Origin of the sequence: Gemmatimonas aurantiaca T-27, from assembly GCF_000010305.1 — a bacterium.
In the GTDB taxonomy this organism is placed as follows: Bacteria; Gemmatimonadota; Gemmatimonadetes; order Gemmatimonadales; family Gemmatimonadaceae; genus Gemmatimonas; species Gemmatimonas aurantiaca.
Genome location: NC_012489.1, coordinates 1,904,052 through 1,924,337 on the forward strand (window position 1 = coordinate 1,904,052; position 20,286 = coordinate 1,924,337).

Sequence of the window (20,286 nt, forward strand, 5' to 3'; positions counted from 1 at the left end):
AGGATGACACTCATGCGCCTTCGTACCGTTCTCGCCACCTGCGCCTTTGTGGCGGCCGCGCCCTCTGTGGCCTCGGCCCAGGCCGCGCAGAAGATCGCCTATGTGAATTCATCCATGCTGATGCAGAGCGCCCCGGGCCGTCAGGAAGCCGAGGCACTCTTCCAGAAGGAGATGGGGCCGGTCGAGGCCCAGATGAAGAAGTTGCAGGATTCCGTCACCGCGATGAACGAGGCGTACGCCAAGGAAGAGCCGACGTTGTCGGCGACGGCGAAGGAAGCCCGTTTGAAGACGCTGCGTGAACGGGAGACCGCAATCCAGATTCAGGCGGACAAGATCCGTGAGCAGGCGCAGGATCGCCAGGAAGCGCTCATGGCGCCGATCATGGAGTCGCTGCGCAAGGCGCTCGATGATGTGCGCATGGAAGGTGGTTATGCGTTCATCTTCGATGTGGCCGTGCAGATGTCGTACATCGTGTCGGCGGACAAGAACCTCGACGTGACCGATCGGGTGCTCGCGAAGCTGCGTCTGTCCGCGCCGAAGGCGTCAGCCGCGCCGGCCGCCAAGCCGCCCGCTGTTGGCCCGGCGTCGACTCCAGCCGGTGTGACAACCAAGAAGCCGCCCACCGAGTGAACTCGGTGGCAGCAGACTCCGCCGAGCAGCGAGCGGCGAACGGCGGTGACGGGCAAACGCCTGTCACCGCCGCTGACATAGCGGCACAGGTTGGCGGGCGCCTTGTCGGCGACGGCACTGTGTCGCTGTTTGGCGTTGCGCCGCTTGATCGCGCTCGTGAACAGGATCTCAGTTTTCTGACCCATGCCCGCTACACGGCGTGGTTCACGGATTCCCGTGCCGCGGCTGTCATCATGAGCCCGCAGTTCGAGCCCGTTGTCGGTCGACCAGCGGTGCGTATCATCGTGGACAAGCCGATGGATGCGATGGTTTCGGTGCTGGCGCGATTTCATCGCCGCGAGCCACGTGCGGTTGGCGTGCATGCGACGGCGGTGGTGTCGGCCAGCGCGTCCATCGGGGCAGGGGTCACCATCGATCCGTACGCTGTCATTGGCGACGACGTGGTGATCGGCGACGGTTGCTGGATCGGAGCCAATGCCGTGGTGGGCGCCGGCAGTGTGCTGGGGCGTGATGTGCGCCTGCACGCGCAGGCCACGGTGTATCCGTACACGGAGCTGGGCGACCGCGTGGTGTTGTGCAGTGGCGCGCGCGTGGGGCGTGAGGGGTTCGGTTTTGTGCCGCAGGCCAACGGCCCTGTGCGCATCCCCCACAGCGGACGCTGCATCCTGGAGCACGATGTGGAGATCGGTGCCAACAGTTGCGTCGATCGGGGCAGTGTCGATGACACGATCATCGGTGCTGGTACCAAGATCGACAACCTGGTGCAGATCGCACACAACGTTCGTGTGGGCCGCATGTGCTTTTTTGCGTCGCAGGCGGGCGTGGCGGGATCAACCCGTATCGAAGACGGTGTGCAAATCGGCGGACAGGTGGGGCTGGGCGGACACCTCACCATCGGTTCGCGGGCGACCGTGGCGGCGCAGGCCGGGGTGTTCGGTGATATCCCCGGGGGAGAATTGTGGTCCGGCTATCCGGCACGGCCTCACAAGGAGGCGCTCCGATCGCAGGCGGCACTCCATCGCTTGGCCAAGATCATCCGACCGATCGAGCAGTTGCTCAAGGGAGAATCCAACCCATGATCGCCCGAGCCGCAGAACCCTCCGGCCCTTCACGCGAATGCACGGCCTCCATGGGCGGTGAGCGGCGCACGATTGCCGGTGTGGCCTCGGTGCAGGGGATCGGGCTGCACCTGGGGCAACCGTGCACGTTGACCTTTCGTCCGGCACCGGCTTGTCACGGGATTGTGTTTCGCCGCATGGATCTGCCGGGAACGCCGACCATTCCGGCACGTATCGACGTGGCGGTGCAGGCCGAGCGACGCACCCAGTTGGGCACCGGTGAGGCCGCGCTGCACACCGTCGAACATGTCCTGGCGGCCGTTGGCGGATTGGCGATCGATGATTTGCTCATCGACATGGACGGCCCTGAGCCGCCCATCATGGATGGGAGCGCGAAGGCCTTTCTCGATGCGCTCACGGAGGCCGGGGTGGTCACACATCCCGGGCGCGTGGATTGGTTGGTTCTGCGGAAGTCCATTCGTGTGGTGGACGGCGAATCGGTGTACGAAGCGCATCCGGCGCTCGACTATTCGCTGGACGTGGATATCGACTTTCCGCACCCCCTCATCGGGCATCAGGCGGGCCACTACCGGGTCACCGCCGAAGGGTTTCGGCGTGACCTTGCCGATGCACGCACCTTCGGGTTCCTGCATGAGGTGGACGCGCTTCGCGCGAAGGGATTGATTCAGGGGGCATCGACCGCGAACGCAGTCGTGCTCGACGCCGCGGGGGTCGTGGACACGACACTCCGCTGGCCAGACGAATTCGTTCGGCACAAGGCGCTCGATTGTGTGGGCGACCTGGTGCTGGCCGGTGCACGCGTTCGCGCGCGCATCATTGCTCACAAGCCGAGTCATCGGGGCACAGTCGCCCTGGTTCGTGCGCTCGTGCAACACGCAGTCCGGGAGCCCGCCGTGTACACCATCGAAGACATCCTGCAGGTCCTGCCGCATCGTTATCCGTTCCTGCTCGTCGATCGCATCCTCGAACTCGAGGAAGGCAAGCGCATCGTGGGGCTCAAGAACGTGACGATCAACGAGCCGTTCTTTCAGGGACACTTCCCTGGGCATCCGATCATGCCGGGGGTGCTCATCATCGAAGCGATGGCCCAGGTGGGTGGCATGCTGCTGATGCGCACGGTGACCGACCCGAGCACGAAGGTCGTGTACTTCATGTCGCTCGACAATGTGAAGTTCCGTCGTCCGGTGAAGCCGGGAGATCAGTTGCGTTTCGAGATGGAAGTGCTGCAGATGCGTGGCACGATGTGCAAGATGCGTGGTGTCGCCTACGTGGACGGACAGGTGGTGACCGAAGCCGAAATGGCGGCGATGGTTCGCGATCGATGAACGCCGAGATCACTCCAGGTATTCACCCCACGGCGCTGATCGATCCGAGTGCCGAGATCGGCCGCGATGTGGAGATCGGGCCGTGGGTGATCATCGGCCCGCAGGTGACGGTTGGCGATGGCTCGCAGGTGTCGGCGCGCGCCACTCTCGAACGCAATGTGCGGATCGGGGAGCGTGTGCGCGTGGGCATTGGTGCCGTGCTCGGAGGCGACCCGCAGGATCTCAAGTATCGCGGTGAAGAGACGTGGGTGGACATTGGCGATGACACGGTGATCCGTGAATACGCCACCATCAACCGCGCCACCGCGCACTCGGTGACGACCAAGGTCGGCAAACACTGCTTCATCATGAGCTATGTGCACCTGGCGCATGATTGTCTGCTGGAGGATCACGTGATGATCTCCAACGGCACGCAGCTCGCCGGTCATGTCTTCGTGGAAGATCACGCCATCATCTCCGGGCTCTGCGCCATCCATCAGTTCGTGCGCATCGGCCGGCACTCCTTCATCGGGGGCGCTTCGCGCGTGCCTCAGGATGTGCCACCGTTCGTTCGGGCCGTGGGAAACCCACTCAAACTGTTCGGCCTCAACTCGGTCGGGCTGCAGCGTAGTGGATTCGACGAAGCGGTGCTGCGGGAGCTCAAGCGCGCGTATCGGTTCTGCTTCCGCTCGGATCTCAATCTGTCGCAAGGGGTGGAACAAGCGCGGGCCGAGGTGGAGTTGGTGCCGGAAGTGCAGCAGTTCCTGGAGTTCATCGAAGCGAGCCGACGGGGCGTCGGTTTCTGAGTCCTTGCCCGGTCAGTGATCGGGAGACCGTGAGGCGGAGCGGGATCATGCAGGCAGGTCAGCAGCGTGCGCAGTTTGTCGGACCGGACGCGCCCCGAATCGGGGTCGTTGGTGCGGGAGGACTGGGCATGCATCATGTGCGTATTCTCCGCGATCTCTGCGGTCCGAGATTCGTCGGCTTTGTCGACGAAAATCCGGGGCGGGCCACTGAAGTGGCTTCTCAGTACGGCGTGACCTCGTATGGCTCACTGGAGCGCCTGCTGGCCGATGTGGACGCCGTATCCATCGTGGTGCCCACCCGCTCGCATCATGCGGTTGCGGCCAGGGCGCTGGCGATGGGCAAACATGTCTTCGTGGAGAAGCCGTTCACGGTGACCCTCGAAGAAGCCGATGAACTGCTGGCCATGGCCGCGTCGGCCGGCGTGGTGTTGCAGGTGGGGCATGTGGAGCGATTCAATCGGGCCGTGCGCGCGGCGATGCCCTACGTGGATGGCCCACGATTCATCGAGAGTGATCGACTCGCGCCGTTCAGTCCGCGTGGGGCCGACGTCGCGGTTGTACTCGATCTCATGATTCACGATCTCGACCTCGTGCACACGCTGGTGGGAACCCGTGTGGCCGATGTGCAGGCGATGGGCATTCCGGTCTTGACGCCACAGGTCGATATCGCCAATGCGCGGCTCACGTTTGCCAACGGCGCGGTGGCCAACATCACGGCGAGTCGTGTATCGCGTGAACGCCTGCGGAAGTTGCGGCTTTTCCAGCGCAGCGGATATCTCTCGCTGGATCTGGCGGCCGGAACCGGAGAGTTCTTTCGCCTGCGTGGTGATTTTGATCCCATGCAACTCGCACGGGCACCGCGGGCCCTCGAGGACTTTGTGGAGCGGGTTCAGCTCGACGCCCCCGAAGGGGAGCCGCTGGTCATGGAGCTGTCGCAGTTTCTCGGCGCGGTGATGGGTCGCAATCCCATTGCCGTCACGGGGCAGGAGGGACGCGAAGCACTCGAAGCCGCGCTCCGTATCGTGGCTGCCATCGACGCCGCGCAGAATGTGATGGGACATCCCACGCTGCTATCGGCACACGGAGCCCCGCGTGCGTGAGGTGTTGTTCGTCGTCGGTGAAGCATCCGGCGATCTGCACGCAGGCAAAGTGGCGGAAGTGCTCCGTGCGCGTGCGCCGGAGCTACCGATGGTGGGCGTGGGTGGCGGGCATATGCGTGCCGCAGGCGTCACCTTGCTCGACGATGTGGAGCGTCTGGCGGTGATGGGTTTTGTGGAGGTGCTGCAGCACGTGCCCAAACATTGGGCACTTCTGCGTCGCCTGCGCGCGCGCATCGAGAGTGGGAGGGTCGGCCTGGTGGTCTTGCTCGACTATCCCGGATTCAACCTCCGCGTGGCAGAAGTGGCCCATCGCGCTGGTGTGCCCGTGCTCTACTACATCACGCCGCAGGTGTGGGCGTGGGGCGCTGATCGACTGCCGAAGTTGGCGCGTCTGGTGACGAAGGCGGCGTCCATCCTGCCTTTCGAGGAAGCGCTGCTGCGCGCCCATGGCATCGATGCCACGTTTGTCGGCCACCCGCTGCTCGATCGCGCGCAGTCGCTGCCGTCACAAGCGGAAGCGCGACAGCAACTGGGTTTGCCCGCCGATGCACCGGTGCTGGCGATGTTTCCCGGTAGTCGTCGGGCCGAGATTGCGCGCCATCTGGAACCGTTCACGCAGGCAGCCCTCGACGTGCAGCGTCGACGTCCCGATGTACACGTCGTGGTGAGTGTCGCGCCGACCGTGAAGATCTCGCCCAGCGATTGCCCGTTTCCGCTCGTGCATGGTGCGTCGTTCGTGGTGCAGCGGGCGGCAACGGCGGGGCTGCTCAAAAGCGGCACGAATACGTTGGAAGCCGCCGTGGCCGGGCTTCCCCATGTGATCGGCTATCGCACCAGTGCGATCACGTACGCCATCGCACGGCGGGTGGTGAAGATCCCACACATCGGGCTGGTGAATGTGGTGGCCGGTGAAGCGGTGTCTCCGGAGTTCGTGCAGGAGGCGTTCGTGCCGGCCAATGTGGCGGATGCCCTGATGCCACTGTTCGATGTCACCAGTGAAGCGCGACAGCAGGCCGAGGCGGGACTGGCGCGGGTGCGAGCGCAGTTGGGAACTCCGGGGGCGTCCGCACGTGTCGCGGAGATGATTCTCGCGATGCAGGGCGGAGCGCGTGTCGGCTGACCAGCAGCCGTCGGCGGCACAGCCAGCGGCACAATCGCCTTCGGAAACGCCAGCAGCGTCCAAGGGCGGCCCCGCGGCGCTCGGCTGGAAAGTGCGCGCGGCCATTCTGCTGGGTGGCACTCTGCTCAAAGTGCTCGGCTGGACATGGCGTCTCCGGATTGTGGGCCGCGATGCGCTCGCCGCACGCCCTGCCGGCACGGATCCCGTGGTCTTCACGTTGTGGCACGGGCAAATGCTCGCCTGCCTGTACGGCCACAAGATTCACACCGGTGTGCTCATCAGCGAACATCGTGACGGTGAGATCATCAGCCAGATCGTGGCGATGTTCGGTGCGTTCGGCATTCGTGGCTCGAGCTCGCGCGGGGGCACGCGTGCGTTGCTGGAGGCGGCACGCATCGCGCGCCAGGGCACCGATATCGCATTCACACCGGACGGACCACGTGGCCCGCGATACAGCTACGCCCCGGGGCCTCTGATTCTTGCGCATCGCGCCGGCGTTCCCATCGTCACGATCACTGCGCATGCCGATCGGTTGTGGCAGCTCAAGTCGTGGGATCGTTTTGAAATTCCCAAGCCCTTTGCGCGGGTGACGGTGCTGTATGGTGCGCCGCAGGTTCTCGAGGACGCCGATGTGCGCGACGCCGCCGCACGCGTCGACGAGTTCAGTGCCGACATGCAAGCAAAGGTGCGCGCCGTCGCAGACCTGGCTGCCGCACGCGCATGAGCACGAATGCCCGGTTGCGCGCATTGGCCGACTGGGTGTGGTACGCGGACAGCGCCGCGGCCGCTACGGCTCGTGGCGCGCTGACGCCTGCCGAATGGGTCTTCGCCGCTGGTGTTGCGCGACGCAATGCACGATTCGATCGTGCGCTCCTTGCCGATGCACCGGGCGGGCTGGCCTTGCCGCCGATGCCCCTTCCGGCGATGTCCATCGGCAACCTCACCGTGGGTGGCACCGGCAAGACACCGGTCGCGTCCTGGTTTGTATCGCGCCTCCTCGAGCGGGGCGCGCGTCCCGCGCTGGTATTACGCGGGTATGGGGATGATGAGTGGCGGGTGCACGAACGGCTGACGCCCGAGGCCTCGGTCATCGTGAATCCTGATCGGGTGGCGGGCGCGCAGGAGGCGTTGGTACGTGGCGCCGACTGCGTGGTGTTGGACGATGCCTTCCAGCATCGCCGTGCCCGGCGGATCAGCGATGTCGTGCTGCTCAGTGCTGACCAGTGGCAGCCGGCGGCGCGTATGCTCCCCGCCGGTCCCTACCGCGAGGGGTACCACGCGCTCGCGCGCGCCACGGCCGTTGTGGTGACCGTGAAGGCCGCTTCCGACGAGGCGGTGGCGGCGGTGGTGCACATGGCGACGCACCATGTGGCCCAGGCCCGTATCGCGGTCGTGCGTCTGGCTGCGGCGGGCCTGAGGCCTGCGGCGGGCGAGGCCGAAGCGCCCCCGATGGAAGGGCTGCGCATCGTCGCGGTATCGGCCATTGGGAATCCTTCGGCCTTCGAGCAGCAACTCCGGACGGCCGGTGCGGAGGTGAGGGGCCACCTGCGCTATCCGGACCATCATCAGTTCACCAGTGGTGAGGTTTCGGAGATGGTCCGCGTTGCGGAACGGGGGGATGGCGTCGTCTGTACACTGAAAGATGCCGTCAAGCTGGGTCCGCTATGGCCTCGCGTCGGGCCGGCGCTTTGGTATCTTTCACAGACTGTCGTGGTCATTCGAGGCGCCGAGGTCCTGGAGCAGGAGTGTGACCGGGTACTGGCGGCGCGGCGGGCCACGATTCCCACCGCCGGCTGAGTCCGGCCTTTCACATCTGAAGCCTCATGGCCATCGACCTCCTCCGACTGCCGACGGACAGCATTGTCCGCCCGGACAAGGATCGGTTCCTCAACGAAGAGAACCCCTTCGAAGCGATGATGTCACGCTTCGACCGCGCTGCCGAACTGCTCGATCTCGAGCCCGGCATCTACAAGATTCTTCGCAATCCCGAGAAGCAACTGACCGTTTCCGTTCCCGTGATGATGGACAACGGTGACGTGGAAGTGTTCACGGGATATCGCGTGCTGTACAACACGTCACGCGGACCCGCCAAGGGCGGTATCCGCTTCGACATGAATGTGACGCAGGAAGAAGTGAAGGCGCTCGCCGCCTGGATGACCTGGAAGTGCGCCGTGGTGAACCTGCCGTTTGGTGGCGCCAAGGGCGGCGTGATTTGCGACCCGCTGATGGACACGTACTCCATGCATGTCGGTCGCACCGAGAACGCCGTCGTGACCGGCAAGCCGGTGGAGATGGGCGGTTCGCTGGGTCGTCGTGAAGCCACGGGTCGTGGCTGCATGCTGGTCACCAAGGAAGCGTTGGAACACCTGGGCATGCCGATGAAGGGCGCGACGGTGGCCGTGCAGGGGTTCGGCAACGTGGGCTCGGTGGCCGCGAAGCTGTTGGCCGAGCAGGGATGCCGTATCGTGGGCATCAGTGATCGCTTCGGCGCGTTCCACAACAAGAACGGTATCGATGTGGATGCGGCGATCGCGCACGTGAAGCAGCATCGCTCGCTCGAAGGTTTCACCGGTGGTGATGCCATCGACGCCGACGACATCCTGACGCTCGAAGTGGATGTGCTGGTGCCGGCCGCGCTGGAGAACGTGATCACCACGAAGAATGCGCCGAAGATCCGCGCCAAGGTGATCTGCGAAGGAGCGAACGGCCCCACCACGGCGGCGGCGGATCCGATCCTCGATGAGAAGGGTATCTTCGTGATCCCGGACATTCTCGCCAATGCAGGCGGCGTGACGGTGTCCTACTTCGAATGGGTGCAGGATCGCATGGGCTATTTCTGGAGCGAAGCGGTCGTGAACGAGCGCCTCGGCGACATCATGACGCGGAGCTTCCAGGACGTGCTGCAGTTGTCGAAGCAGCATCGGGTGAACATGCGTACGGCTGCGTACATGGTGTCCATCAGCCGTGTGGCCACGGTGCACCGCCTGCGCGGCATCTATGCCTGATCAGGGATCGGCGCGAGCCGCCTCCTGATGCGTGTCGCACTGCTTGTCATCGGCCGGCCTCGCCATGCGGGGCTGGCCGATGCCATTCGGGACTATGAGGGACGCGCGGCGCACTACTGGCCGCTGGATGTCATCGAAGTCAAGGAAGAACCCGGGCGGAACCTGTCGGCCGATGTGGTCCGTGAGCGTGAGGCGGAGCGGCTGGTGGCGCGTCTGCCGGCGGACGCTGTGGTCGTGGCTTGTGACCCGGGTGGTGTAACCATGGACTCCGCGCAATTTGCGCGATGGCTGCAGGAGCAGCGGGAATCGGCGCGGAATGTGGCGTTCGTGATCGGCGGGGCGCATGGGCTTGGGCCGGCGGTTCGGGAACGGGCCAATCGTCGGCTCTCACTGGCGCCGTGGACGCTCCCACACGAGGTTGCACGGATGGTGATGGCCGAGCAGTTGTATCGGGCGGGGACCATCATCCGCGGCGAACCGTACCACAAGTGAAATTCAGCGAACACGCGTGAGCGACGTGGACCAGTCTGCAGCTCTGATCAGCACGACCGACGATGTCATCATCCGCACGGCCCCCTTGGGTGGGAGTGCGTTGTCGCGCGCGATACAGCAGGGCGCTGTCGGCGCCCAGTGGTATGCCCCCCGACCGACCAATGTGGCCGGATGGCGTGCACACGCGGCAGCGGTGCGCGCGTCCTTTGCGGGACGGGATTGGTTGTCCCCATTGATGCCAGCCATTGCCGCGTCCGGCGCCGCGACGGCGCGCCTCACGCGTGCCGCGCAGGACGGCGTGGTGGTGACCACCGGACAACAACCCGGTCTGTTCGGCGGCCCGACGTATACGTGGAGCAAGGCCATGGGCGCATTGGCCATGGCTGATGTGCTCGAGGCGGAGCTGGGAATTCCGGTGGCCCCCGTGTTCTGGGCCGCGACCGATGATGCCGATTGGATCGAAGCGGCGGTGACGTATCTGGCCACATCCACTGGTCTCGAGCGAGTGGCGTTGCCTGGTCCAGCCAGCGACGGCGTGGCGATGGCCGATGTGCTGATGGGTGACGTCGATGCCGCGATGGCCCAGTTGGTGCGCGCGTGTGGATCGGGGGCGCATGCGTCGGTACTCGACGTCATTCAGGCTGCCTATACGCCGCACGCGACCATCGGTGCGGCGTATGTCGTTTTGATGCGTGCCCTGCTCGAACCGCTTGGCATGGCGGTGCTCGACGCTGCACATCCGGCCACGCGAGCGGCGGCTGATGGGTTCCTGCGGACGGCATTGCGTTCGGCATCGGCGGTGCATCACGCGGTGCAGAGCCGCGCGATGGCGATCGAAGCCGCGGGGCATGTGCCTCAGGTGGAGATCATCGACGGATTGTCGCTGGTGTTTTTGACGGATGGCACGGGCGCGCGTACGCGTGTCCCCGTCGTTGGGGCAGGCGACGTGGCCCAGTCGGCACCGGTGGGTGCGCTGGGGGCCAACGTGCTCCTGCGGCCGGTGATGGAGCGCGCATTGATACCGACCGTGTGTTACATGGCCGGTCCCGGTGAATTCGCGTATTTCGCGCAGGTAGCGCCGGTGGCGGAGGCGTTGGGCGTGGCCTCACCGATCGTGGCCCCGCGCTGGGCTGCCGAGGTGCTCGAAGCCGATGCCCTCGAACGGCAAGCGCGTCTGGGATTGACCGACGAAGCGCTCCGCGACCCACACGCGGCGGAACAGATCATTGCCCGGGCGCAGCTCGACGAGTCGGTGGCCGATGCGGTGGAGCGCCTGCGAGTGACACTCGAGTCGCAACTGGCCTCGCTCGGTGAGGCGTTGCGTGTGCCGGACGATGAGGCAGAGTACGAAGCGCTGGTGGCCGCGTCGGTGGTGGAAGGGCTCGAGCGTGATATCACGCATCGTGTTGACCAGTTCGAACGTCGGCTGTTGTCTGCCGTCAAGCGACGCGAAACCGCCGCGATGCAAGACGTGGCTGCGACACGCGCCGCGCTGCGACCGTTGGGCCAGCCCCCCGAGCGCGTCCTCAATCTCGTGCCGCTGCTCGTGCGCTTTGGGCCGACATTGCTCGAACGTTTGCGCGATGCGGCCGTCGGGCATGCGCAACAGCTCGTGACGGGTGTATCGGGGCAGGCATGACTGACCGGGCAGGCGGACGCTCCGCGTTCGTCGTCGGGGCGGGGATCCTGATCAGCCGCCTTGTCGGTGTGCTGCGCAACACGGCGTTCGCGTACTACTTCGGATCGGGCGCGGCGTCCGACGCCTACAACGCCGCCTTCAAGATTCCCAACGCGGTACGCAATCTGTTGGGCGAGGGCACATTGTCCGCGTCTTTTGTGCCGGTGTACAGCCGCCTGCTCGAGCGCGGAGATCATGCCGGTGCGCGCGCCCTCGCGAATGCGTTGCTCGGTGTGTTGCTCGTTGCCGTTTCCGGCCTGACGTTGCTGGGGATCGCCACCGCACCGTGGCTCACCGCGGCGCTCGCGCCGGGGTTCGATGCGCCGACACAGGAACTCACCACCCGCCTCACACGCATTCTGTTTCCGATGACGGGCGTCATGGTGCTGAGCGGCTGGTGCCTTGGCATTCAGAATTCACATCGGCGCTTTTTCTGGTCGTATGCGAGTGCGGCGCTCTGGTCGATTGCTCAGATCGTGTTGCTGCTGGTCGGTGGGCCGCGCGCTGACGACACGACCATGTTGGCGACCTGGCTCGCTTGGGCGACCCTGGTCGGTGCGTTGCTGCAGGTTGGTGCGCAGATGCCCGAGGTGCTCCGTCTTGCCGGCCCGATCCGTCCACGACTGTCCCGAACGGTGGAGGGCCTCGCACAAACGCTGCGCAATGTCGTGCCGGTGGTGACGGCGTTGGGGGTGGTGCAGATCTCGTCGTTCATCGACCTGCAGATCGCCTCGTTTCTTCCGGAGGGGGCGGCCACCAACATGATGTATGCCAATACGCTGACCCTGTTGCCGGTTTCGTTGTTCGGCGTATCGGTGGCCGCAGCATCGCTTCCGGAGTTCTCCCGGGACTCGGGGGCGCAGGCCCTCGACGCGCTGCGTGAGCGTCTGCGCGGTGGCTGGCAGCGTATCCTGTTTTACATCGTGCCCAGCGCCGTCGTGTTCATTGCACTGGGCGACTACTGCGTGGGCATTCTCTATCGTGCGGGTCGGTTTGGTGTGACCGAGCAGCAGGTGGTGCATTGGGTGCTCGCGGCGTCGGCCGTTGGACTGATCAGTTTTGCGTCGGTGAAGCTGCTGGCCTCGGCGTACTACGCATTGCAGGACTACCGCACGCCATTGCGCGCGTCCATTGCCAGCATCCTGGTGTCGGCAGTGGCATCCATTGCCATAGCGGTGCCGTTGCGGCATTCGCCGGTCGCCACGGCGGGTATTGCGTTGGGGTCCGCGCTTGGATCTTACGTCAACCTGTCCATTCTCATTGGTGGACTTCGCCGGCGACTGGGCACGCTGTACACACCGGCGATGTGGCATGGCACGCGGCGCATCGTGATCGCCGCGGTGATCGCCGCCATGGCGGGAACCCTCGCACGGCTGCTGCATGTGCGTTGGATGCCCGGACTGCACCCACGTTTTGCCGGACCGCCGGTGCTCGCGGTCTTTGGGGCGACCTATCTGCTCGCGGCCTGGTGGATGGGATCGGCCGAAGCGGCGCGTTGGCTGCGGCTGCGTGTGCGCAGCACGGCGGACTGAGTGACGCAGTCCCCGTCAGGCCGCGCGTTCGACGAAGCCGGGTTGCCCATCGCCGACGATGAGTGGACGCAGCGGGCGCTTGCCAACGGCATGCCCGTGCCCGTCGCGCAGAAGCTGCCGCACCTCCCCGAGTCTCCAGGCGTGTATCTCTGGAAGGATGTGGAAGGGCAGGTGCTGTACGTCGGCAAGGCCAAGCGTCTGCGATCCCGGGTGCGCAGCTATTGGGCGCAGGAGCATGAGAGCAGCCCCAAGACACGCGCCATGGTGCGCAAGGTGCGCGATCTCGAGACCATCGTGGTGCCCAGTGAGGCCCATGCGCTGATCCTCGAAGCCACGCTGATCAAGGAGTATCACCCGCGCTTCAACATCGCACTGCGGGATGACAAGTCGTATCCTTACATCCGCGTGACCGTCAACGAGCCCTTCCCCCGGGTGATGGTGACACGGCGTCTGCTCGACGATGGAGCGCGGTACTTCGGACCGTACACGGACGTGGGGGCCATGCGGCGCGCGCTGAATGTGGTGAAGCGGATCTTCACCGTGCGTTCGTGTCACTACGCCTTGCCTGGTGAGGCGCCCGAACGGCCCTGTCTCGACTATTCCATCAAGCGATGCAAGGCCCCCTGTGTGGGCTACCAGTCGCGCGAGGACTATCGCGCGATGATCGACGAAGTGGTGTGGTTTCTCGACGGACGCACCAGTGATGTGATGCATCATGTGCGAGAGCGCATGCTGGATGCGTCCGAGCGACTCGACTTCGAGCGCGCGGCCGAGTTGCGCGATGCGCTGGCGCATCTCGAGAAGATGGAGTCCCCCAGTGTGGTGCTGGAGGTGGAAGGCGGCGACCGCGATGTGGTGGGGTATGCGCGTGACGGGGAAGACGCCTGTGTGGCCGTGATGCGCATTCGAGGTGGCAAGTTGCTGGCCCGCGATCATCGTCTGCTGGAACACGCCGAAGATGAAGAAGACGGCGCCGTGCTCGGTGCCTGTCTTGCGCAGTGGTATCGTACGGCCGAAGCGCGGGCTGGCGAACTGCTGGTGCCCTTCGATTTCGAAGATCGCGAGTCGCTCGAGGCATCACTGGACGGCACTCACATCCGTGTGCCGCAGCGTGGACCGCGTCGGGCGCTGGTGGATCTCGCCGACCAGAACGCTCGGCACCTGCTCGAGGAGTTCAAACTGGCGGCGCTCGAAGCCGACGAGCGAGCGGTCGATCCGGTGTATGAACTGCAACGCGAGTTGGGGTTGCCACGCTTGCCTCGATCCCTGGTGTGTTTTGATATCTCCCATGCGCAAGGCACCGACGTGGTGGCCAGCGCCGTGTTTTTCGAGAATGGGCGCCCCAAGCGGTCGGAGTACCGGAAGTTCAAGATCAAGGTGTTCGAAGGGAACGATGATTTCCGGTCGATGCACGAGGTGGTGACGCGCTACTTCCGACGGCGCCTCGACGAAGAGAAGCCGCTACCTGACCTCGCCGTCATCGACGGCGGAAAGGGACAGCTTGGCGCAGCCCGGGCGGCGCTCGATGAACTGGGGGCGCCGCAGATCGGCCTGATCAGCCTCGCCAAACGCGAAGAAGAGATCTTTCAATACGGGCGCCCGGATCCGGTACGGTTGCCGCGGCGATCGCCCGCGTTGCGCATGTTGCAGCAGGCCCGTGACGAAGCCCATCGCTTTGCCATCACGTTCCAGCGCCAGAAGCGCGCGGCGCGCACGATCACGTCCGAGTTGCTGAAGATTCCGGGGGTGGGCCCCACCAAACGTCGTGCACTCCTGCATACGTTCGGCAGCGTTCAGGGCGTGCGGGAAGCCAGCGTCGAACAGATTGCGGCCATTCCAGGTTTTGGTGCAGCTTCTGCGCGCCGATTGCTCGAAGCCCTTGGCGTCGCCGTTCCAGATGTGTCTGCTCCCACCATAGACTCTCCCTCCGACCCACCTCTGTCATGAGTGCTCCCACCTGGTCGCTGCAGTGTTCGGCGTGCGGTACATCGGCATCGGTCGAGAATGCCTCGGTGTGTCAGGCGTGCCATCAGCCGCTGTTCGCGACATACGATCCCGTGGCCGCTGGCACGCCACTGGGGAGCCGGTGGGATATGTGGCGCTATGCTCCGTTTCTGCCGCTGCTCGAAGGGGAAATCCCGGTGAGTCTGGGAGAGGGGCTTACGCCGCTCATCGAATCACCGACGTTGGCGGCGGCCGTCGGTGTCCGGCGCCTGTGGATCAAGGACGAAGCCCAGAATCCGACGGGCTCATTCAAGGCGCGCGGCATGAGTGCGGCCGTCACGCGTGCACGGGCCGCGCGGGTGCCCGGTCTCGTGGTGCCGACCGCGGGCAACGCCGGCGCGGCACTGGCGGCCTACGGTGCGGCCGCCGGTGTGCCGGTGCGCGTGTACGCGCCGGCCACCACACCGCGCCCGATTCTCGATACCATCGAAGTGATGGGCGCAGAGCTCATCCGGATCGACGGACACATCGGTGATGCTGGCAAGCTGGCGCTCGCGTTCGCGGCCGAATCGGGCTACGTGCCGATTTCCACACTCCGGGAGCCGTACCGCGTTGAAGGCATGAAGACGATGGGCTTCGAGCTGGTGGAGCAACTCGGCTGGCGTGTGCCGGATGTGGTGGTCTATCCAACCGGTGGTGGTGAAGGCACCGTCGGTATCTGGAAGGCGATCAACGAACTGGTGTCCAGCGGCTGGCTACCGGGCGAAACCCGGCAACCGCGCTACCTGGTGGCGCAGGCGGAAGGATGTGCGCCCATTGCCCGCGCTTTTGCCGCCGGCACGGAGAAGGCCGATCCGTGGGTGGATCCGGTGACTCATGCCGCAGGGCTGCGGGTGCCTTCGCCGTTGGGCGATCGGTTGCTGCTGCGGGTCATGCGAGAGACCGATGGTTTGGCGGGAACCGCATCCGAAGATGCCATTCGTGAGTGGACACGCACGTTGGCCGTGAAGACGGGCATCGATGCTGCGCCTGAGGGCGGGTGCGGGCTTTCCGTACTGCGCGATGCGGTGGCCAGCGGCGCGGTGCAGGGCGACGCCGAAGTGGTGCTGTTCAACACCGGCAGCGGGGCGTCGTACCGGGTCTGACCGGCGCGCTCAACCGCCTGGGTTGGCGTGACCGAAGTCCATGCCGTTCATTGACTTCGGTATCCGCGCCTCCTAAGTTGTCTCAAGTGAGCGGCGGCGCACGGCCGGCGCTCATTTGCATCCGGGGGAGGGTCGAGTCCGACCTCGTCCCCCGTTTTCGTCTCAGGTATGGTTCGCGTCACGCGGGTAGACCCCGGAAGCATTGCCGATGAACTGGGCATACTTCCGGACACCGAATTGCTCACCGTCAACGGACGGCCGCTGGATGACTTCCTCGATTGGGAGTTTCTGACGGCCGATGATGCGTTTGTGGTATCCGCACGGCTGCCCGATGGTGAGGCCGTGGAATACGACATCGAGCGCGTCGATGGCGAGCCGATGGGCGTTGAGCTGGCTCCGCCCACAGTGCGTCGCTGTGCCAACCGCTGTGAATTCTGCTTCATCGAAGGGTTGCCCAAAGGGCTCCGCAAAGGGCTCTACATTCGCGATGACGACTACCGGCTGTCGTTCGCGTACGGCAACTTCGCGACGTTGTCGAATGTGAAGGAACGTGATATCGCGCGCATTCTCGAGTATCGGTTGTCGCCATTGTACGTCTCCGTGCACGCGACGCCGTGGGAATCTCGCAAGCTGCTGCTCAACAACCCCCGGGTGCCCAACATCATCGAACAGCTCACGCGGCTGGCCGAGGGGGGCATTCAGTTTCATTGCCAGATGGTCATCGTGCCGGGGCTGAACGACGGGGATGTACTCGAGCAGTCACTGACCGATTTGTGGAATCTCGGCGATGCCGTGCTTTCCATCGCGCTGGTACCGGTAGGTGTGACGCAGTTTTCGCATCTGTATACGGGCAAGCCGATGGATCAGGCCAACGCCGCCAGGATTCTCGACGCGGTGCATCGGTGGGAGGATCGTGCGCTCGAGGAGCGTGACGATCGGTGGGTGTTTGGCTCAGACGAGTTGTATCTGCTGGCCGAGTCCCCGCTCCCCGATGTGGAGCACTACGGCGAGTTTGCGCAGATCGAGAACGGTGTCGGCGCCGTCACCACATTGCGGGCTCGGGTGACCGAGGGGCTTTCGCAGTTGCCGCGTCTCGACGGTCGCCGCATTGGCGTGGTGACTGGAGTGTCCATGCGGGCCCTCATGCCACCCTTGCTCGAACAGTTGACCGAAGCGACCGGGGCGCATTTCAAGCTGATCATCGCCGAGAATTCGCTGTTCGGTCCGACCACCACCACCGCCGGGTTGCTGGTGGGCGCCGACATCCGTCGGGCGCTCGAGGGGCAGGTCGATCTCGATCTGGCCCTGATCCCGGCCGAGTGCATCAACGACAACGGACTTTTCCTCGACGAAGAGTCGTTCATTGCCGTGCGGGAATCGCTCCCGATGCCTGTTTATCCATCTTACGATTTCATCGACGCGCTCGTCCCCGAAGGAGTTTCCGACGGGGATGCGGCGGTGCGATCCGCTGCCTGAGCATTCAGAGTTCCGATGAGTCTTCCAGTTGTTGCCGTGGTGGGACGCCCCAATGTTGGCAAGTCGCATCTGTTCAACCGTGTGATCGGTGAAGCCACGGCCATCGTCAGTGACGAGGCAGGTACGACGCGCGATCGCCATTTCGGTGAAGCCGAATGGGCGGGCCGTCAATTTTGGCTGGTCGATACCGGCGGTCTGGTGGAGGATTCCCACCTGCTCATGGACACGGCGATTCGCCGCCAGGTGATGCAGGCTATCGAAGAAGCGGACCTGATGCTGTTTGTGGTGGACGCCAAGGTGGGTGTGCATCCGAGTGACGCCCGCATTGTGGATATCCTGCGCAATTCGCAGAAACCGTGGATGCTGGTGGCCAACAAGGTCGATGATCCGGCCAGCACCGATTTCTATGAGTTCTTCCGATTGGGGGTCACCGACGTGTACCCGGTGTCGGCGCAGAACGGCAAAGGCTCCGGTGACTTGCTCGATGCCGTAGTTGCCAACATTCCAGAGGTCGAGGAAGAAGAACGTGATGCGGTTCGCGTGGCCGTTATTGGCCGCCCGAATGTGGGCAAGTCGTCGTTTGTGAATCGCCTGCTTGGTGAAGATCGACTGGTCGTGTCCGACGAGTCGGGCACCACGCGCGATGCCATCGACGCGCCCATGCGCTATCACGACACGGACCTCGTGTTCGTCGACACCGCTGGTCTGCGCCGGCAGTCGCGCATCGATGACGGTGTCGAGTTCTACTCGGCGCTGCGTACTCGGCGTGCCATTGATTCGTCGGATGTGTGCATCCTGATGATCGATGCCACCGAAGGGCTGCAGAATCAGGATCTCAAGATTGCGACGATGGCTTGGGAAGCGGGCCGCGGCCTGATCCTGGTCATCAACAAGTGGGACCTGTACGAGGACAAGACCGACAAGAGCGCGGACAAGTTCAAGAAGGAGGCTGTGGAAAAAGTCCCCTATCTCAAATTTGTGCCGTTCCTGTTCACGTCCGCGATTTCAGGGCAGCGGGTGACCAAGGTGCTGGACATCGTGCTGTCGGTGCAGGAGCAGCGCACGCGTCGTATCAGCACATCGGAAGTGAACGATGCGCTGGGTGATCTGCTGGCGCGCCTCCAGCCGCCGCAGGCCGCAGGTCGTGAAGTGAAGCTCAACTACGCCACGCAGGTGGAGATCGAGCCGCCGACCATCGCCGTGTTCGGCAATAACCCCGAGGCCATTCCAGAGCACTACGTGCGCTTTTTGCACAATGGCTTCCGTGAGCGCTGGGGATTCACCGGCGCGCCGCTTCGCATCATCCTGCGGAGAAAGAACTCGTGAGTTCGTCGCCGGCCATGATCGCGCTTGCCTTGGTGGTGGCGTACGTCGCCGGCTCATTTCCCACAGCCTACCTGGTTGGTCGAGCCAATGGTGTCGACCTCCGCACGGTTGGCTCTGGGAACCTCGGTGCCACCAACGTGCAGCGCACGTTGGGGTGGCGCTGGGGGTTGTTGGTGTATGTGGTGGACTTCCTGAAGGGCTGGTTGCCGACGCTGCTGCTGCCCGGAGCCTTGGGTATTGCAGGTGGGTGGCCGTGGGGTGTGGCCATTGGTGTGGCGGCCATTGCGGGGCATGTGAAGCCGGTGTTCCTGATGGGCAAAGGCGGCGGCAAGGGTGTCGCCACGGCGAGCGGCGTGTTCATGGCGCTCGCTCCCACCGCGACACTGGGCGCCATCGCGGCCTTCATCGTGATCGTGGCGATAACGCGCTATGTGTCACTGGGATCATTGGTTGGCGCACTGTGTCTCGCGTTGATTCTCCTCTTCCAGGCGAGAGCGGTCACGCCTCTCGTGGCGGTGGGATTCACCATCGCCGCATTCGTTTTCTGGACACATCGCGAGAATGTGAAGCGATTGATGCGCGGTGAAGAACGCCGCATCGGTCGCGCGTCAACGCCAAACGGAGCGACTTGATGTCGACGGAATCAGGGTCTCCCATTCGTTGTGCGGTGATCGGTGCCGGCGCATGGGGCACAGCCATCGCCGACCGTCTGGCCCGCAACGGCCATGCCGTGACGCTGTGGGCGCGCGAAGCGGACGTTGTCGAAAGTGTGAATACGCGCCACGAGAACGCGCGATTCCTCGCCGGTGCCACGCTGCACAGCAGATTGCGGGCGTCCTCCGATATGGCAGACGCCCTGCGAGGCGCCTCGTTGGTGGTGTACGCTGCGCCTTCGCATGTGCTGCGTCCGGTGGTCGCCAGCGGGGCCACGTATGTGGAAAACCATGCGGTGCTGTCGGTGGCCACCAAGGGCATCGAACGGGAAACGCTCGCGCTGATGACCGATGTCGTGGCCAGTGAAGCGCCCGGTCGTGCCGTCGTAGCCATCAGCGGGCCGAGCTTCGCGGTGGAAGTGGCAGCGCAACAACCCACTGCTGTCGTGGCCGCGTGTGACGATGTGAGCGCCGCGACCTTTGTGCAGTCTGCGATGAGCGCACCGGAGTTTCGTGTCTACACCAGCGATGATGTGATCGGTGTGGAACTTGGCGGCGCACTCAAAAACGTGATGGCCCTGGCCACGGGCATTCTTGATGGACTGGGTTTGGGGTACAATCCTCGCGCCGCGCTGATGACACGAGGCCTCGCCGAGATGACGCGACTTGGTGTGGCGATCGGTGCGCGGGCGGAGACCTTTGCCGGGCTGGCCGGCCTGGGTGATCTGGTACTGACGTGCACCGGCGCGTTGTCACGCAACCGCGCCGTTGGCGTGGCGATTGGTGAAGGGCAGACGCTCGATCAGGCGCTCGCCGGCAAGGAGAGTGTCGCCGAAGGCGTGCTGAACACACAAAGTGCGAAAGCGCTGGCCGATCGCGCCGGGGTGGAGCTGCCGATCATCGACGCGACGTATCGCATCCTGTTCGAAGGGCAGGCGCCGCGCGCCGCCGTGGCCGAACTGATGGCGCGCGAACTGCGCGCAGAGCGCGACTGAG

At 64.6% G+C, this 20,286-nt stretch carries 18 protein-coding genes; all 18 read left to right on the plus strand.

Translation table 11 applies throughout. From position 1 onward, the window contains the following. Positions 1-12: 12 nt before the first annotated feature. Positions 13-630, plus strand: a complete 618-nt coding sequence (locus GAU_RS08140) for an OmpH family outer membrane protein (RefSeq protein WP_012683075.1) — start codon at positions 13-15, stop codon at positions 628-630. Between the two features lie 5 nt (positions 631-635). Then, positions 636-1,709 carry a UDP-3-O-(3-hydroxymyristoyl)glucosamine N-acyltransferase gene (gene lpxD / locus GAU_RS08145; RefSeq protein ID WP_070105055.1) on the plus strand — a complete coding sequence of 358 codons (1,074 nt, stop codon included), beginning with the start codon at positions 636-638 and terminating at the stop codon, positions 1,707-1,709. Then, positions 1,706-3,034: a UDP-3-O-acyl-N-acetylglucosamine deacetylase gene (gene lpxC, locus GAU_RS08150; protein ID WP_197526065.1), complete on the plus strand. Its 1,329-nt coding sequence runs from the start codon at positions 1,706-1,708 to the stop codon at positions 3,032-3,034. Before lpxD ends, lpxC begins: the two co-directional genes overlap by 4 nt. After that, positions 3,031-3,819, plus strand: coding sequence for an acyl-ACP--UDP-N-acetylglucosamine O-acyltransferase (gene lpxA / locus GAU_RS08155; protein WP_012683078.1), 789 nt, complete (start codon positions 3,031-3,033; stop codon positions 3,817-3,819). The genes lpxC and lpxA overlap by 4 nt, the downstream gene beginning before the upstream one ends. Before the next feature lie 47 nt (positions 3,820-3,866). Then, positions 3,867-4,919 carry a Gfo/Idh/MocA family oxidoreductase gene (locus GAU_RS08160; protein ID WP_012683079.1) on the plus strand — a complete coding sequence of 351 codons (1,053 nt, stop codon included), beginning with the start codon at positions 3,867-3,869 and terminating at the stop codon, positions 4,917-4,919. Beyond that, the gene (gene lpxB, locus GAU_RS08165) at positions 4,912-6,039 is read left to right on the plus strand and encodes a lipid-A-disaccharide synthase (RefSeq protein ID WP_012683080.1); all 1,128 of its coding nucleotides are present in this window, start codon (positions 4,912-4,914) and stop codon (positions 6,037-6,039) included. Before GAU_RS08160 ends, lpxB begins: the two co-directional genes overlap by 8 nt. Next, entirely contained in the window at positions 6,029-6,763 is a 735-nt protein-coding gene (locus tag GAU_RS08170; protein WP_012683081.1) for a lysophospholipid acyltransferase family protein, read from the plus strand. Before lpxB ends, GAU_RS08170 begins: the two co-directional genes overlap by 11 nt. Continuing rightward, on the plus strand, positions 6,760-7,836 hold the full coding sequence (locus GAU_RS08175) for a tetraacyldisaccharide 4'-kinase (RefSeq protein ID WP_012683082.1): 1,077 nt from the start codon (positions 6,760-6,762) through the stop codon (positions 7,834-7,836). Before GAU_RS08170 ends, GAU_RS08175 begins: the two co-directional genes overlap by 4 nt. A gap of 26 nt (positions 7,837-7,862) precedes the next feature. Beyond that, complete coding sequence (locus GAU_RS08180; protein ID WP_012683083.1) at positions 7,863-9,044, plus strand: Glu/Leu/Phe/Val family dehydrogenase; 1,182 nt, start codon at positions 7,863-7,865, stop codon at positions 9,042-9,044. A 27-nt stretch (positions 9,045-9,071) separates the two neighbouring features. Further along, the gene (locus GAU_RS08185) at positions 9,072-9,536 is read left to right on the plus strand and encodes a 23S rRNA (pseudouridine(1915)-N(3))-methyltransferase RlmH (protein ID WP_012683084.1); all 465 of its coding nucleotides are present in this window, start codon (positions 9,072-9,074) and stop codon (positions 9,534-9,536) included. Between the two features lie 25 nt (positions 9,537-9,561). Beyond that, positions 9,562-11,175, plus strand: coding sequence for a bacillithiol biosynthesis protein BshC (gene bshC, locus GAU_RS08190; protein ID WP_012683085.1), 1,614 nt, complete (start codon positions 9,562-9,564; stop codon positions 11,173-11,175). Beyond that, positions 11,172-12,746: a murein biosynthesis integral membrane protein MurJ gene (gene murJ, locus GAU_RS08195; RefSeq protein ID WP_012683086.1), complete on the plus strand. Its 1,575-nt coding sequence runs from the start codon at positions 11,172-11,174 to the stop codon at positions 12,744-12,746. Before bshC ends, murJ begins: the two co-directional genes overlap by 4 nt. Continuing rightward, on the plus strand, positions 12,747-14,693 hold the full coding sequence (gene uvrC / locus GAU_RS08200) for an excinuclease ABC subunit UvrC (RefSeq protein ID WP_052574320.1): 1,947 nt from the start codon (positions 12,747-12,749) through the stop codon (positions 14,691-14,693). Beyond that, positions 14,690-15,835 carry a threonine synthase gene (locus tag GAU_RS08205; RefSeq protein WP_012683088.1) on the plus strand — a complete coding sequence of 382 codons (1,146 nt, stop codon included), beginning with the start codon at positions 14,690-14,692 and terminating at the stop codon, positions 15,833-15,835. Before uvrC ends, GAU_RS08205 begins: the two co-directional genes overlap by 4 nt. Before the next feature lie 168 nt (positions 15,836-16,003). Then, positions 16,004-17,311: a DUF512 domain-containing protein gene (locus tag GAU_RS08210; protein WP_012683089.1), complete on the plus strand. Its 1,308-nt coding sequence runs from the start codon at positions 16,004-16,006 to the stop codon at positions 17,309-17,311. A gap of 15 nt (positions 17,312-17,326) precedes the next feature. Next, positions 17,327-18,637, plus strand: coding sequence for a ribosome biogenesis GTPase Der (der, locus tag GAU_RS08215; RefSeq protein WP_012683090.1), 1,311 nt, complete (start codon positions 17,327-17,329; stop codon positions 18,635-18,637). Positions 18,638-18,651: 14 nt separating this feature from the next. Beyond that, positions 18,652-19,269, plus strand: a complete 618-nt coding sequence (gene plsY / locus GAU_RS08220; RefSeq protein WP_041266249.1) for a glycerol-3-phosphate 1-O-acyltransferase PlsY — start codon at positions 18,652-18,654, stop codon at positions 19,267-19,269. Continuing rightward, positions 19,269-20,285 (plus strand): NAD(P)H-dependent glycerol-3-phosphate dehydrogenase, encoded by a 1,017-nt coding sequence (locus tag GAU_RS08225; protein WP_012683092.1) that lies wholly within the window; start codon positions 19,269-19,271, stop codon positions 20,283-20,285. Before plsY ends, GAU_RS08225 begins: the two co-directional genes overlap by 1 nt. Position 20,286: the final 1 nt, after the last annotated feature.

Excerpts from the sequence above, each read along its gene's own strand:
- GAU_RS08140 (WP_012683075.1), top strand. The coding sequence starts at position 13 with ATGCGCCTTCGTACCGTTCTCGCCACCTGCGCCTTTGTGGCGGCCGCG.
- lpxC (WP_197526065.1), top strand. The coding sequence starts at position 1,706 with ATGATCGCCCGAGCCGCAGAACCCTCCGGCCCTTCACGCGAATGCACG.
- lpxA (WP_012683078.1), top strand. The coding sequence starts at position 3,031 with ATGAACGCCGAGATCACTCCAGGTATTCACCCCACGGCGCTGATCGAT.
- GAU_RS08160 (WP_012683079.1), top strand. The coding sequence starts at position 3,867 with ATGCAGGCAGGTCAGCAGCGTGCGCAGTTTGTCGGACCGGACGCGCCC.
- GAU_RS08175 (WP_012683082.1), top strand. The coding sequence starts at position 6,760 with ATGAGCACGAATGCCCGGTTGCGCGCATTGGCCGACTGGGTGTGGTAC.
- GAU_RS08180 (WP_012683083.1), top strand. The coding sequence starts at position 7,863 with ATGGCCATCGACCTCCTCCGACTGCCGACGGACAGCATTGTCCGCCCG.
- GAU_RS08185 (WP_012683084.1), top strand. The coding sequence starts at position 9,072 with ATGCGTGTCGCACTGCTTGTCATCGGCCGGCCTCGCCATGCGGGGCTG.
- murJ (WP_012683086.1), top strand. The coding sequence starts at position 11,172 with ATGACTGACCGGGCAGGCGGACGCTCCGCGTTCGTCGTCGGGGCGGGG.
- GAU_RS08205 (WP_012683088.1), top strand. The coding sequence starts at position 14,690 with ATGAGTGCTCCCACCTGGTCGCTGCAGTGTTCGGCGTGCGGTACATCG.
- GAU_RS08210 (WP_012683089.1), top strand. The coding sequence starts at position 16,004 with ATGGTTCGCGTCACGCGGGTAGACCCCGGAAGCATTGCCGATGAACTG.
- der (WP_012683090.1), top strand. The coding sequence starts at position 17,327 with ATGAGTCTTCCAGTTGTTGCCGTGGTGGGACGCCCCAATGTTGGCAAG.
- plsY (WP_041266249.1), top strand. The coding sequence starts at position 18,652 with ATGATCGCGCTTGCCTTGGTGGTGGCGTACGTCGCCGGCTCATTTCCC.
- GAU_RS08225 (WP_012683092.1), top strand. The coding sequence starts at position 19,269 with ATGTCGACGGAATCAGGGTCTCCCATTCGTTGTGCGGTGATCGGTGCC.